The organism is Candidatus Cloacimonadota bacterium, assembly GCA_020532355.1.
Classification (GTDB): Bacteria; Cloacimonadota; Cloacimonadia; order Cloacimonadales; family Cloacimonadaceae; genus UBA5456.
Map to the genome: position 1 here is coordinate 1 of JAJBBD010000239.1, position 14,569 is coordinate 14,569.

Here is a 14,569-nt window from a genome sequence, read left to right on the forward strand (position 1 = left end):
GGGTGCTTCCTCTTTGCAGGCAAAAAAGTAGCTTTGGTGGGTGGTGCGATAGCTGCCGATCAAGCTTTAACCATAGCCCAGGCAGGAGCTGCTCACGTGGAAATGATTACATTGGAAACCTTTGCAGAGATGCCGCTAACAGAGCGAGAAAAAGAGATACTAGTAGAAAACGGTGTACTTTTTAGTCATCGGAGTCGCATTGCCGAGATTGTGAATGAAGGCGAACGTACAGTGGGGATTAAGCTACGCAGAGTGGTTTTACCACAAGGCGAAAGCTTCCACCCCTCTCGCATCAAAGATGAAGATGGTTCTACCGATCAATTCCGCAACTTCGACTTGGTAATTATCGCCGTAGGCAACCGTCCAGCATTCAAGATTGAAGGCGAAGGCATCTACAGTACAGGCGATATGGTGAATGGACCCAGCACAGTGGTGGAAGCAGTTGCTTCCGGCAAAAACACAGCTTTCAAGCTTGATGCCGATTTGCGTAAGATCAACACTTATCGCAAACCAGAAAAGACAACCAAGAGTACAAACAGAGTACCGGGTTGGAATAGACTGCCAGTATCTTTACACACAGACTTCTTCGGGCGTAAGCTGCGCTCGCCCTTCATCCTCTCTGCTGCGCCACCATCAGACGGTTACGAGCAGATGAAAACCGCTTATGAAGCAGGGTGGGCAGGGGGAATTATGAAGACCAGTTTCGACAATCTGGATATTCATATCCCCAGTGAATATATGTTTGTTTGGGGCGATAAGGGCAAAACCTTCGCCAATTGTGACAATGTGTCTGAACACCCTATCGACAGAGTTTGTGCAGAAGTAGCCCGCCTCATCAAAGAATACCCTGATCGCCTTACTATGGCATCCACCGGTGGTCCCGTCACGGGAGATGACACCAGTGACAAAGTGGGCTGGCAATCAAACACCAAAAAGCTGGAAGCAGCAGGTGCCATGGGTATCGAATATTCTCTTTCTTGCCCTCAGGGTGGAGATGGCACAAATGGCGACATCGTAGCACAAGATCCTGCCCTTACAGCCAAAATTATCGATTGGGTGATGCAGATTTCCGATCCTGAGATTCCTAAATTGTTCAAACTAACCGGAGCCGTAACTGCCATTTATCCAATTATCAGTGCCGTAAAAGAGGTTTTTGATCGCTATCCGAATAAAAAAGCAGGCGTGACTCTTGCCAATACATTCCCTACTTTGGGCTTTCGGCAAGCAGAGGGCAAATGGGATAAAGGCATCATTGTAGGCATGAGTGGTGAAGGCGTATTACCCATCAGCTATCTCAGCCTCGCTCGTGCCGGTAGTATGGGAGTATTCATTTCTGGAAATGGCGGTGCTATGAACCATCATGATGCAGCTAATTTCCTCGCCTTAGGAGCGGGAAACGTACAGTTTTGCACTCTGCCAGAACGTTATGGTTACGGCATAATTGATGAATTGGAGAGCGGATTGAGTCACTTGCTGCAAGAGCGCGGCATAAATAGCGTGAGCGAACTTATTGGAATTGCCCAGCCTCATCCGGTTACGGACTTTATGGATTTGAAGCCCAAACATAAACGCAGTTCCCTTATCAAAGATCTATGCGTAAAGTGTGGTAATTGTACCCGCTGTCCATATTTGGCAATAGAACTGGATAGTGAAGGATACCCAAGCATAGATGAGGATAAGTGCATGGGTTGTAGCCTGTGTGTTCAATTATGCTGGACAAACGCACTGGAAATGGTAGAAAGAAAATAAGGCAAAAAATATCGATAACTGAAAACCCCGCCCTTGCAGACGGGGTTTTTTAATACAGTTGTTCTAGAAGCTAACGGAGTTGTTCCGAATACTGTAGAGACGGTTTATCTCTATTGCTGAACAGCTATTTGAGGGTACAATCGCAGTATTCAGAGAAGCCGTATCGATCCCGCCAAAGCTCTGTGGTTTATGATGCTGGAGCTCTGCAATTAGTTCTTCTGCGAGGTTGTTCCAATATGGAATATCCGCCGTTGCAGGAGAAATGAGTCCCACGCTGTAAAACAGACGGGAGAGCTCGCCAAACAGGGTGGATTTTAGCGGATTATGAAAGCGGGAAAGCTTTCCATTATCCCCAATAGCATGAGCTTCCAATTCTAGATAGTTGGGTCCAGGAAGGATTAGTGGACAGTCACAATCCTCAGGGATATTTGTAGATACACAAACTCTAAATCTTGCTTTCGCAGAGGGTGCAACACCGAAACCGATGGCAAAATCACACTCTTCTTCATTAACCACTTCCGGATTTAGCGCCACAAAAGCGCTGTGATTCATATAATCCGTAGTATGCATTACATTTTCTGTTCCGGCAAGATTCCATAAGGCTCCGGCAAGCTTCTCAGAAATTCGGTTCTGATTGTAGATATACAGACGGCCATCTTTGGCTTGCATATTGCTAAGATCGGGATAGCTTTCATCGGCAAAGCGTGTGTAGGCTTCGTCTTCGGGCATCGCTACCAAGATCAGCTTTTTGCCTTTCATCTGCTCAAGACGAATTATGCTAAGCAAAGTGCGGTTAAGCACTCCCACTATCACATATTCATTAAATTCTGTAAGGCGCAGGAAGGGGTTTTCCTTTGGACTGATATCCAGATACTGGTCACTAAAAGCCCTATAACCGGAAGCAGCACTTAGCTCACAATTTAGTGACTTTGCGATTCTATCAGCTACCAGCATTTCTTCAAGGCTGATGTGCGGGCTGATCTCGACACTTTTACTTTGGGCTGATTTCAGTGCAGTACTAAACACATTCAACGCCTCGCTCCAGCTAATTTGCAGATATTCACCATTCTTAAGCATCAGAGGCTTTTGCTGCTTGTGGTTATAGCTTTGCCATCCAAAGCGTCCCATAAAGCAAAGGTTTTTCCCATTGAAACCGGGCTTATCTTGAGGAGTGGTAATTTGTACCACTTCACTGGCTTGTACCCCCACTGAGATGTCGCAGCCAATGCCACATAAACCACAGTTTTGGCGGACACTGTCCTTTTGTGCGGGATTTAGCTTGTAACTCAGATTGCGTTCTACCAAGGCTCCTACCGGGCATACATCAATGCATTTGCCACAGCTCATGCAGCTCGTTTGAGTGAGAGATTCTCCAAACTCCGGTGCCATCACAGTAGCGAAACCCCTGTAAATAAAGCCCAATACGTTTGCTCCCTGAACCTCAGCACAAGTGCGGATGCAGCGTGCACAATTGATGCATTTATTGGCGTCGCGAACGATGAAAGGATGGCTGTAATCTATGGGATGGCGGGAGATATTGCCAACAAAGCGATCTACCTCAACCTCGTATTCCGAGCAGTAATTCCTCAGAGCGCAATTTGTGTTCACCTGACAACCACATTCTAGGCACCGTGATGCTTCGGCTCGAGCTTGTGCTTCGCTAAATCCTTTTTCTACCTCGGTGAAAGTGTTTCTCGCTTCTACTATAGATATCTCCGGCATAATTTCGCGTGGAATTTGCTTAAATACTTCGTATTCTTTGGCTGAGACTTCGCTTATTTTCTTTGCTTTCTTGGAATTGAATTCAAACTTGGCTTTGGGCAGTGTACCTTTTATCAGATATTCAGCGATAGCTTCGGCAGCTTTACGACCATCTGCGATAGCTTCGATTGCAGTAGCAGCGCCGCGCTGAAAATCGCCTCCGGCAAAGATATTGGCAATTCCGCTATACATGGTGTGTTCATCCACAATAGCGGTCTGCCAGCGCGAAATGGGAAGTTGTTTTCCTTGCACTTCGTTGTGCGGCATGGTAAAAGCGCTTACATCCGGTACTTGTGAGATGGCGGCAATAATGCTATCAAAGCTTTTCATAAAGAACTCTCCGGTTGGTTCCGGTCTTCTTCTGCCGCTTGTATCGGGCTCACCCAAGCGCATTCTTTCGATTTTTACTTCTTTAAGAGTGCCATTTTCGCCCAGATACTCCACCGGATTGCATAAGAAATAGAATTGTACGCCTTCGTGTTCGGCAGCTTCGATCTCGAAAGGCTCGGCGGGCATTTCATCCTTTGTGCGGCGGTAGATTACAGTAACATCGCATCCCAGTCGAATTGCAGTTCTAGCACAATCTATAGCTGTATTGCCACCGCCCACGACCGCGAGCTTTTTGCCTGTTTTGTAAGCTTTGCCTTTGGCATGGGCTTTCAGAAAATCCACGCCTAGATAGCACCCTTCTAGATTGCTGCCCGGTACAGGCATAGGTACGGCGTTTTGAGCGCCTAAAGCCAGATAAACTGCATCGTAGTCACGGCTAAGGCTTTGCAAATCAAGGTCTTTACCTAGAGTCCTACCATAATGAATCTTCATTCCTCCACTGGACATCAGGGCAATTTCTTCATCCAATACTTTCTTAGGCAGGCGATATTCCGGTATTCCATAGCGCAACCAGCCTCCGCAAGTTTCTTCTGCTTCGAAGAGATCCACATTGAAGCCTTCATAGCTAAGATAGTAACCGCAGGTGAGTCCACTGGGACCTCCGCCGATTATTGCCACGAGTTTCCCATTATCGGGTTTACGTTCTGGAGTATATTGCCAAAAGTCTTTTAAGTCTTCATCAGCAGCGAAGCGTTTTAGTTGACGGATGGCAATTGGTTCATCCACTATACTGCGACGACATTCAGTTTCGCAAAATGCTGGGCACACTCTGCCAATTGAGAGGGGCATAGGTAGCGTATCTTTTATTATTTTTACTGCTTCATGGTATTTGCCATTAGCGATAAGCGAAACGTAGGTTTGGATGTCCACATGGTTTGGACAGGCCATTTTACAGGGTGCCTCACAATCCGCATAGTGGTTGCTAATCAAGAGTTCCAATGCCATCTTGCGCGCAGCATGGATCTCTTTGCTATTGGTAGTAATCTGCATGCCGGGAGTAATTTTAGTTCCGCATGAAGTTACAAATCCCTTTCTACCTTCCACTTTTACGGCGCAAACCCAACATGAGCCGTAGGGTTTTAGTTCCTCATCATGACACAGGGTAGGGATGTGGATGCCTTCGCTTTTGGCGAGTTCCAAAATTGTTATTCCTTCAGGGGCTTCAATTGATTTTCCGTTCAATATTACTTGCATCTGTCTCATCCTTTCCTGATCGCATTAAATTTGCAGGCATTAAAACAAGCTCCGCAGTGGATACATTTGCTTTGATCGATAACATGTACTTGTTTTACTTTTCCAGAAATACAAGATACCGGGCATTTACGGGCGCAAGCGGTGCAACCTATACATTTATCGGGGATTATCTCGTAGCGCAGAAGTTCGGTACAAACTCCAGCAGGACAGCGTTTCTCTTCGATGTGTGCCAAGTATTCATCTTTAAAGTAGCGCAAAGTTGTCAGCACAGGATTTGGGGCGGTTTGTCCCAAACCACAGAGTGAACCCTTAATGATATTTGAAGAGAGTTCTTCCAAGCGCTGGATATCTTCAGGTTCGCCTTTGCCTTTGGTAATGCGGGTTAAAATCTCCAGCATGCGTTTGGTTCCGATGCGGCAGAAGGTGCATTTACCACAGGATTCATTTTGCGTAAAGTTCAAAAAGAAGCGTGCCACATCTACCATGCAAGTACCTTCATCCATAACCACCATACCGCCGGAGCCCATGATGGCACCAGTAGCGTTGATGGAGTCGTAATCCACAGTAGTGTCCAGCAGCGAAGCAGGTATGCAACCACCCGAAGGACCTCCCATCTGCACGGCTTTAAAAGGCTTCTCTGTTTTCATGCCCCCACCTACTTTGTAAATGATATCGTGCAGTGTGATCCCCATTGGTACTTCTATCAGGCCGCTTCCGGCAATCTTTCCGGCAAGGGCAAACACTTTAGTACCAGGAGTTTTTTGGGTACCAATCTTACGAAATTCTTCCGCTCCATGATTGATTATCCAAGTAATATTCGCCCAAGTTTCCACATTATTGATATTGGTAGGGCAGCCCCACAAGCCACTTTCTGCGGGGAAAGGAGGGCGAATAGTAGGCATACCGCGCTTACCTTCGATAGATTGCATCAAGGCGGTTTCTTCTCCACAAACAAATGCTCCAGCGCCTTCTTTAATATGCAAATCAAAGCTAAATCCGGTATCCATGATATTTCTACCCAAATAGCCTTTTTGTTCGGCGGCTTCAATGGCAATTTTTAGATGACGAATTGCCATGGGATACTCAGCGCGGCAATAGATATAACCTTCATCTGCTCCCATGGCAAAAGCACCTATAATCATGCCTTCGATCACATTATGCGGATCTCCTTCCAAAATGCTGCGATCCATAAATGCTCCTGGATCACCTTCATCAGCATTGCAAACCACGTATTTTTTGGCACCTTTAGCTTTGGCGGCAAAGCTCCATTTCAATCCGGTAGAAAATCCTGCACCACCTCGGCCGCGCAGCCCTGAATCTTTTACCAAATCAATTATCTGCAATGGTTGCATTTCTAATGCTTTTGTTAGGGCAGTATAGCCTCCGTGTTCGATATAATCGTCGATGGATGTGGGATCGATAACTCCACAATTGCGCAATACAATGCGCGTTTGCCCTTCCAGCAAGCCGTTTCGCGTCCCATCATGGTTGTCGGCAAGGATTATATTGGTTTGAGGCAATTCACCCTTTTGGTATGCCTCTAAGAATTCTATCACCTTGCTTGCATCAACCTTGCCCAAGCTAAGTGTGCCCTGCTTTCCTCCGCTTAGTTCCACGATGGGCTCTTCAAAACACATCCCAATGCAGGCTGTGCGTTTTAGTTCAAAATGTTTTCCAGCAGCTTTATATTGTTGCAATACATTATAAACTTCCATCGCACCCGCAGCTATGCCGCAGCTTGCCATGCCCACTTTTACGGTAATATTGCTCATTTTTCCTCCTCAAAAGCATATCGTTCGAGGATGGGAGGGATTGCCTCAGGGCTTAGTTTGCCATATGTAGTATCGTCTATCATTATCACTGGCGCCAGCGAGCAGCAACCCAAGCAGGCTACTTCCATTAAAGTGAAGTTCATATCTTTGGTTGTACTTTCGTCATCTTCAAGTTTTAGAGCTTGGACTAAAGCTTCTTTGATGCCATCTGCATCGGAAACGTGACACGCCGTGCCCTTGCATACGCGAATAATGTGTTTACCTTGCGGTTCTAGCTTAAACATCGAATAGAATGTAGCGACGCCATATATATCAGCAGCGGGGATGCCGGTTTCTTTGGCAATATATCGCATTGTGTCTTTGTTCAGATGTCCCAGCAAAGCTTGGATTTCCTGAAGAAGCGGAATTAGAATACCCGGTTTTCCCCGATACTTCCCGATGATTGAGTCTAACTGAGAAAAATCTTTATCCATCGCACTTCCTTTGATATTAGCTTTTGGTATAATATACACCCAGTCTTCGGATGATAAATATTACCAATGATGGCAATAAATCTTGAGCTATCCAATCTTGTCAAATAAAAAACGAGATATCCTGAGCTTAGTCTGCAGGTTTTGCTTTTTGCTGGATTTCATGTTGATAGAGTGGGTTATCTTGATTGCTATAGCTTAGAGGTTCTAGGGAGTTGAGAAGAATAGCACCTTGTACAGGGAATTCCGATTATCCGGAAGTATGCATATTGCAATATGAGGCAAATCCAAAATTGTGTTTCTAAAATTATACCGCATTATAAGCTTCATGCTTCAAGCAAGTATGCAGGAAGGTTAAAGCTAATATTATGCATAATTTGCGGGATAATCTCCGCTTAAAGCATAGTTATGTTATGCTTGAGGTACAGACTTGGTAATCATTATGAAGTATCCAATCTCAAAAGATAGAAAAGTGATATCTTAATAGCGTCACATTACCCTCTAACAGATTGTCGTTCTGGAGCTTGAAGATTGGATTAAGGGCTATTTTGTGGTGTTAGCACAAGTCTTATCTTTTTTATATCTATTGGTCGCAACCAGCCTATTTTTCTCATTTGAATATCTTGCCAAGCCAATCTGTAGATAGAAGTGACTATAAATAGCAACAATGCTGCAAAAAGGCAGCTTTTTTTATTGACACAATGTGTACGATACTTGTTATGGATTATATAGGTGGAAAAGTATAGACAATGGAAATCATCAAAACCAACTCTCTGATTAAAGATTACGATCTTGGCAAGGTTAAGGTACGTGCTTTGAATGGTATAGATATCAATATCAAAGCGGGTGAATTTGTGGCGATAATGGGTCCCTCAGGTTCTGGTAAAAGCACTTTGATGCATATAATCGGATGCTTAGACCGTCCCAGCGGGGGGGAATATTATCTGGATTCGGATTTGGTAAGCCAGTTGCCAAAATCTGCTCTGGCGGGAATTCGTAACCGCAAGATAGGATTTGTGTTTCAATCTTTCAATTTGTTACCACATCTAAGCATCGTAAAAAACGTTGAACTACCGTTGATGTATAGCGGGATGTCGGGACGCTTACGCCGGGAGAAAGCTAAGAGCATACTTGCCGGAGTTGGTCTCTCAGACCGCTTTAAGCACAAACCGAATGAGCTTTCAGGGGGGCAGAGGCAGCGAGTAGCCATAGCTCGTGCCATTGTGAACGATCCCTCAATACTTTTAGCAGATGAGCCCACGGGCAATTTGGATTCTCAATCTGGAGGGGATATTTTAGAGATTTTCAGCAAATTGCACGAAGCAGGGAATACGGTGATTATTGTAACTCACGATCCTGCAGTGGCAAGCAGGACAGATCGAATTATCAAGATAAAAGATGGAAAGGTGGATTATGGCGATCTCGCTTAGCGAATCTTTCCACATAGGGATATCCGATATCATGATGCGTAAAGTGCGCAGCCTTGTAACTATTTTGGGAATTGTTCTGGGCGTAATGTGCATCATGGTGGTTTTGGCGATCATCAGTGGAATGAACGAAACTACGCTAAGCTGGATGGAAGAACGCGGGGGAGTTGGAAAAATCGAGATATTTCGCAATTGGGATTATGATTTTAGCAAGGGTGGATATGCATCTTTGAGTATAACGGAGTTTAACCGACTGCGGGATTTGGTGCCCGAAGCAAAAGCGATTAATTCTACCGTACAGATGTGGGATTCTCGATTAAAACATGGAGGACTAACTTATACCGGTGTATGTATGGGCATTTTACCGGATTTCACGATAGCAGAAAACTGGAATGTGGATAGCGGCAGATTCATCAATCAAATAGATGTACGCGAAAACAGTAACGTAGTAGTATTGGGTTCTTCTGTGGCACGGGATCTCTTTAAGGGGGCAGATCCAATTGGGGAAAGTATAAGCATAGCTAATAACACGATGCAAGTGATTGGAGTAATGCAGGAAAAAAAGTGGGAAGGTGAAGGGGGAGGCATGTGGTCGGGCAATGCTTTGGAATATCTAAATCAGCAGAGCTTTATTCCTATTTCTACTTCAATAAGTAAATTCGGTTCGGAAAACATGATATCCAGCATCCAAGTACTGGCTCATACTCCAGAACAAGCTTTGCAATTACAGAAAAAACTCAAGTTGATTCTGCTTAATATAAAGCGTGGTAAGGAAGTTTTTAGGGTGCGCTCTGCTCAGGAAGAATTATTGCAGATGCAACAGAACTCTCGGATATTTAGCATGGTGTTTACGATGATTGCTTCAATTTCACTATTGGTAGGGGGCATTGTGATAATGAACATTATGCTGGCATCCATAAAAGAACGAACCCGAGAGATTGGCGTACGCATAGCCGTAGGAGCGCGCAGATTGGACATCTTTCTCCAGTTTTTGGTGCAAACCGTATTAATTACGGCGTTTGGCGGAGTATTGGGAGTTGTATTGGGTTTCACAATTTTAGACTTGGTGAGCGGATTTCTTGAGATGCCAATGAAAGCAGATCCGGGCATGATAATAACTGCGCTAATTGTATCTGTGGGAGTGGGTTTGGTATTTGGAATTGTCCCAGCTATTAAAGCCGGGAATCTGGATCCGGTAATAGCATTGAGGGAGGAATAAGATGGGAAAAAAGAAAGCCAATATGAGCAATACCTTTCATAAGCTGTTCAATCCGATTATTCAAGCCATAAGTATCAAGTTTTATAAAATCTGGTTAAACCTTTTAAGCCCCAAACGAAGAAATAAGCTGTTTATGAAAGCAAAAGATTTTGTGTCGCTTCTAGTAAATAGAATCATCAAAGAGCGCATTCCGCGGGAAGCGGGCAGTTTAGCGTATGTTACAATCCTAGGCTTTATCCCATTTATAACTTTTATCGTGATGATTGTACCAGATTTACCTTTCTTAAATCTGAAAGATAGAATTGCTGATGTGGTGGCAAAGAACTTTATTCCTGGCTCTGCGGATGCTGTAATGGACATGATAAACGAAATGATAACTCGGAGGATGGGTCTCAACATTATGGTGTTTGCTATTCTGTTGGTATCCTCGTATCTGCTGTTTAACAATATCCGCGTAACTTTCGATCGCATTCTAAGTACACACGCACCGGAAAATCCAGATATTCTAACTCAGTTTGTAAAGTTCTTTGGCACTCTGGTATTTGGATTCATCATCTTGGTGCTTCTCTTTTCCAGTTCTTCATTGCCCATTATATCGCGTTTAGTAAAGTTAAAAATCTTCACTTGGCTTACCTATATTCTTCCTTTTATAACACAGTTCTTTGCCCTCTTTTTTATGTATATGCTATTACCAACGGTACGCATCAAGCGGCGGAGCTTGTTTTTAGGAACATTTTGGACAACTGTGATTTGGATTTTGGTGAAGAGTGGATTTGACGTATATATCTACAATCTTACAAGTTATCAGGCTGTATATGGAGTTTTGGCAGCTTTGCCCATCTTCCTGTTCTGGATATACATCAACTGGCTTATTATTCTGGGAGGCATTGTGATGGTAAGCGTTATCGATAAAGATGTTCGCGAAGAAGTAATCCAGAAAACTCCTGAACAGGTGGTAAAGATTACCTTGGAGATGTTTAGCGATAGCAAACTGAACAATCGGTTGGAAAGCTTTGTGAATAAAAAAGATATTAAGGATTTTGTCGGCAATATCGACGAGGAAGGTAATAAATGAATAAGTACGCTCTAATTAGCGTTTCCGATAAAACTGGCATAGAAACTTTAGCAATGGAGCTGGAAAAACTCGGCTATAAGATTATTTCTACGGCAAGAACAGCTAAACATCTGAGACAGTTTTGCACATCTTTGATGGAAGTTAGCGATTATACCGGTTTTCCAGAAATCTTGGACGGTAGGGTTAAAACCTTGCATCCCAAGATTCACGGAGCTATTTTAGCAGATAGAAGCAAAGAAAGCCACTTGCGTAACCTAAAAGAACATTCAATTGGACAAATAGATGTTGTGGTTGTGAATCTATATCCCTTTGCCGATGTGCGTATGAAAGAGAATAGCACTCATGATGAAATTATCGAGAATATCGATATTGGTGGACCCAGCTTGATTCGGGCAGCGGCAAAAAACTATCGTAACGTTACCGTATTGTGCGATCCTCGAGATTACATCCCCACATTGGAACACCTTAAGCAAGATCAACAAATCCCGGAGTGCTGGAGTAGCTATTTGGCACAAAAAGCTTTCTTCCTAGTAAGTAATTACGATGCCATTATAGCCGATTACTTGGAAGATTTTCGAAGCGAATGTGAGCCGGATATACAAATGCCCCCCTTTATGGATGTAAGCGCCAATATGAATAGACCGCTTCGTTACGGAGAAAACCCCCATCAGAAGGGTGCTTTTTATACTAACCATCCGAATGGATGGCGGGTGCTGCATGGCAAAGAACTCTCGTTTAACAATATTTTGGATATAGATGCTTCATTAAGGGCTATACGTTTGTTCGCAGAGCCTAGCGTCATTATAGTTAAGCACTGTAATCCTTGTGGAATCGGTAGCGGAGACTGTCTATCCGAAGCGTATCGCAAAGCATTTGCTACAGATACCGTTGCACCTTATGGTGGAATAGTGGTGGTAAATCGCAAGCTGGATCTTGAAACCGCAGTAATGATCAATCGCATCTTTACCGAAATTATTATTGCTCCTGGGTATGAGGATGGAGTTTTGGACGTTCTAATGAAAAAGAAAAGCCGCAGACTCATCCACTTTGATCCCACTTTCCTAATTAAACCCAGCAATCACTATGAAGTAAAAACCATGCTTTGGGGATACTTGGCACAGGATTGGGATCTGGTGAATGAAGATATTGAAGAATGGAGAGTGGTAACCCGTAAACAGCCATCTAAAGATGAGTTTGATGCTATGCTCTATGGATGGAAAGCGGTTTCGCTGGTGAAGTCGAATGCCATAGCGCTGGCATACCCTCAACAAATTGTGGGTTTTGGCATTGGGCAAACAAGCCGCATCGACAGTACCTCAATTGCAATTTGGAAGGCAAAGAAGTTTAAGCACGATCTCAGTAGGGCTATTTGTGCATCAGATGGTTTTTTCCCTTATCGTGACAGCATCGATGAATTGTATCAAGCCGGTGTGAAGGCAGTTGTTCAACCAGGTGGTTCAAAAGGTGATGAAGAATGCATTCAAGCCTGTGATGAATTGGATATGACAATGATATTCACCGGATACCGCCACTTTAGGCATTAAAATGTTTGACAGAATGCCGCCACCGAAAAGATTGGCAATTGCGCTTGCGGAGATGTGTCCGAGTTGGCTGAAGGAGCACGATTGGAAATCGTGTAAACGTGTGAGCGTTTCTAGGGTTCGAATCCCTACATCTCCGCCACAATCTATACACGGGCTAAATTCTGTTTACACACACAATTTTTCGCAGTCTTACTTTGGGCTGCACCCAATTATACAAGTACATTTTTTTAGAAGGAGGCTCAAATGAGCACCAAAAAAGTCATTTTAATCGTGTTTATCGTCCTTGTTATCCTGATAGCGTTATCATTTTGGACCGGCAAGCAGATGAGCAAATTGTCTCTTAATGCTCCCGGCTCAACTCCAATTAGTTCGGGTAGCTGGCTTCATCTGGATCCGGGAGCATACATCCCGGAGTATAGTGAATTACTGCCTTTTAATCTGTTTGGCACAAAAGAATTGAGCAGCATGCAAAACTTAGTAGCAAAAATCCGCAGTGCCAAAGACGACAAGCGCATAGATGGCATATTTATTGAACCGATGGGTATGCAGATCTCTATGGCAAGTATGAATGAGCTGGGTTTAGCTATTCAGGATTTTAAAAGTAGCGGAAAGCCAGTGCTTGCTTTTGGCGATATGATGAGTCAGGCAGATTATCTTTTGGCCAGTTATGCCGATGAGATCTATATGGATCCATCTGCATCAGCAGGCTTGTTACTAACCGGAGCAGCAGCTAATATAACTTTTTTTAAAGAGTTATTCGATAAAATTGGCATAAAAATGCATGTGGTTCAATCCGGTGAATACAAAGGAGCCGGTGAACCCTATACTCAAACCTCTTTATCGGAGGGAACGCGTGCTAATATTGCCGAAGCCATTTCCGATAGATTTGATCTTATTATCGATGCCATCGCCCAAAGGCGTGAGCTAACTCGCGATGATGTATTGGCAGTATATCAGGGTAGGACAGATCTGTTTATCTCGGCGCAGCAGGCTTTGGAGCTTAAGCTTATTGAAGCGGCAGGCTCTCGTAAAGAACTCTGCCAGAAACACAACATCGATGAGGATAAGCTAGTAAGGGTATCTGCGTATTCGGCAAAAGAAAACACTCATAGCGGCGATATTGTTGCCGTAGTATATCTGGAAGGGCAAATCATGGGCGGAAACGCTTCGATGGGGCAGGCGCTTATTTCGCATAATAAAGTGCAGAAAGTAGTGGAAGATATTCAGAATGATTCTTCGGTAAAAGCTGCTGTTATTCGTGTAAACAGCCCCGGCGGAAGCGCTCTGGAAAGTGAATACATCTACCGTGAATTATCGCAGTTAAATGCAAAAATCCCTGTAGTAATATCGATGGGCGGTACAGCTGCATCTGGCGGGTACTATATTTCTTGTGCTGGAAGGTATGTAGTAGCAGATTCCAGTACTATAACCGGATCCATCGGAGTTGTTATGATGATACCGGAAGCCACCGGACTAAGCCGCAAAATTGGTGTACGCTCGCAAACGATTAGATATGGTAAGTATGCAGGAGTATTAAACCCCTTAGAACCTTACTCCGCCGAGCTTATAGCTTCTCTAAGACGCAATTCGGAGGATACTTACAACGAATTCAAGTCCAGAGTGATGACGGCACGGAACATTAGTCCCGATAAAATCAACAGTTTGGCAGAAGGCAGAATCTTTAGTGCCGAAGATGCGCTTGCTCTCAATTTGATAGATGAAGTGGGTACGTTGGACAATGCCATCGCAAAAGCCGCTGAGTTGGCAAGTATTACCAGCTACTCAGCCAAAAATTTCCCGCGCAAGAAGAGTGTGTTGGAGTTTCTTAGAGAACTGGATATCACCAATCTTCAGGCACTTTCTTTATTAAAAGGAAAGCAGTTCAACCTTCAGAAGCTTACAGAAACCATGCTAACCGATATTGAACCATACAAATGGCTATATCTGATGCCGGTAGGAATCGATTAA

The 14,569-nt window shown here is 44.0% G+C and carries 9 protein-coding genes and 1 tRNA gene; 7 read left to right on the forward strand and 3 right to left on the reverse strand.

Annotation, left to right across the window (positions count from 1 at the left end; translation table 11 throughout):
• The coding region (locus tag LHW48_08225; GenBank protein MCB5260439.1) for a 4Fe-4S binding protein at positions 1-1,749 on the forward strand (1,749 nt) is incomplete at its 5' end.
• Positions 1,750-1,812: 63 nt separating this feature from the next.
• On the opposite strand, the gene LHW48_08230 is transcribed toward LHW48_08225, so the two are convergent.
• From LHW48_08230 to nuoE, 3 genes are read right to left on the reverse strand one after another with little or no spacing between them, the layout of a single operon-like run.
• Positions 1,813-5,094: an FAD-dependent oxidoreductase gene (locus LHW48_08230; protein MCB5260440.1), complete on the reverse strand. Its 3,282-nt coding sequence runs from the start codon at positions 5,092-5,094 to the stop codon at positions 1,813-1,815.
• 5 nt (positions 5,095-5,099) lie between these two features.
• Positions 5,100-6,866, reverse strand: a complete 1,767-nt coding sequence (gene nuoF, locus LHW48_08235; GenBank protein MCB5260441.1) for an NADH-quinone oxidoreductase subunit NuoF — start codon at positions 6,864-6,866, stop codon at positions 5,100-5,102.
• Positions 6,863-7,339, reverse strand: coding sequence for an NADH-quinone oxidoreductase subunit NuoE (gene nuoE / locus LHW48_08240; GenBank protein MCB5260442.1), 477 nt, complete (start codon positions 7,337-7,339; stop codon positions 6,863-6,865). Before nuoE ends, nuoF begins: the two co-directional genes overlap by 4 nt.
• Positions 7,340-8,091: 752 nt before the next feature.
• On the opposite strand from nuoE, the gene LHW48_08245 reads away from it, so the two are divergent.
• The 6 genes from LHW48_08245 to sppA all read left to right on the forward strand — a co-directional run bounded on the left by LHW48_08245 (position 8,092) and on the right by sppA (position 14,569).
• A complete protein-coding gene (locus LHW48_08245) occupies positions 8,092-8,766 on the forward strand; it encodes an ABC transporter ATP-binding protein (protein MCB5260443.1) in 675 nt (224 codons plus the stop codon).
• Positions 8,735-9,982, forward strand: a complete 1,248-nt coding sequence (locus LHW48_08250) for an ABC transporter permease (GenBank protein ID MCB5260444.1) — start codon at positions 8,735-8,737, stop codon at positions 9,980-9,982. The genes LHW48_08245 and LHW48_08250 overlap by 32 nt, the downstream gene beginning before the upstream one ends.
• Before the next feature lies 1 nt (position 9,983).
• Entirely contained in the window at positions 9,984-11,057 is a 1,074-nt protein-coding gene (locus LHW48_08255; protein MCB5260445.1) for a YihY family inner membrane protein, read from the forward strand.
• Entirely contained in the window at positions 11,054-12,601 is a 1,548-nt protein-coding gene (purH, locus tag LHW48_08260) for a bifunctional phosphoribosylaminoimidazolecarboxamide formyltransferase/IMP cyclohydrolase (GenBank protein ID MCB5260446.1), read from the forward strand. The genes LHW48_08255 and purH overlap by 4 nt, the downstream gene beginning before the upstream one ends.
• 48 nt (positions 12,602-12,649) lie before the next feature.
• Positions 12,650-12,740, forward strand: a tRNA-Ser gene (locus tag LHW48_08265).
• A 104-nt stretch (positions 12,741-12,844) separates the two neighbouring features.
• Positions 12,845-14,569 (forward strand): signal peptide peptidase SppA, encoded by a 1,725-nt coding sequence (gene sppA / locus LHW48_08270; protein ID MCB5260447.1) that lies wholly within the window; start codon positions 12,845-12,847, stop codon positions 14,567-14,569.

Bases quoted from the DNA above. Each gene is read 5' to 3' on its own strand.
- purH (MCB5260446.1), top strand. From the start codon at position 11,054: ATGAATAAGTACGCTCTAATTAGCGTTTCCGATAAAACTGGCATAGAA.
- sppA (MCB5260447.1), top strand. From the start codon at position 12,845: ATGAGCACCAAAAAAGTCATTTTAATCGTGTTTATCGTCCTTGTTATC.
- LHW48_08250 (MCB5260444.1), top strand. From the start codon at position 8,735: ATGGAAAGGTGGATTATGGCGATCTCGCTTAGCGAATCTTTCCACATA.
- nuoE (MCB5260442.1), bottom strand. From the start codon at position 7,339: ATGGATAAAGATTTTTCTCAGTTAGACTCAATCATCGGGAAGTATCGG.
- LHW48_08255 (MCB5260445.1), top strand. From the start codon at position 9,984: ATGGGAAAAAAGAAAGCCAATATGAGCAATACCTTTCATAAGCTGTTC.
- nuoF (MCB5260441.1), bottom strand. From the start codon at position 6,866: ATGAGCAATATTACCGTAAAAGTGGGCATGGCAAGCTGCGGCATAGCT.
- LHW48_08230 (MCB5260440.1), bottom strand. From the start codon at position 5,094: ATGCAAGTAATATTGAACGGAAAATCAATTGAAGCCCCTGAAGGAATA.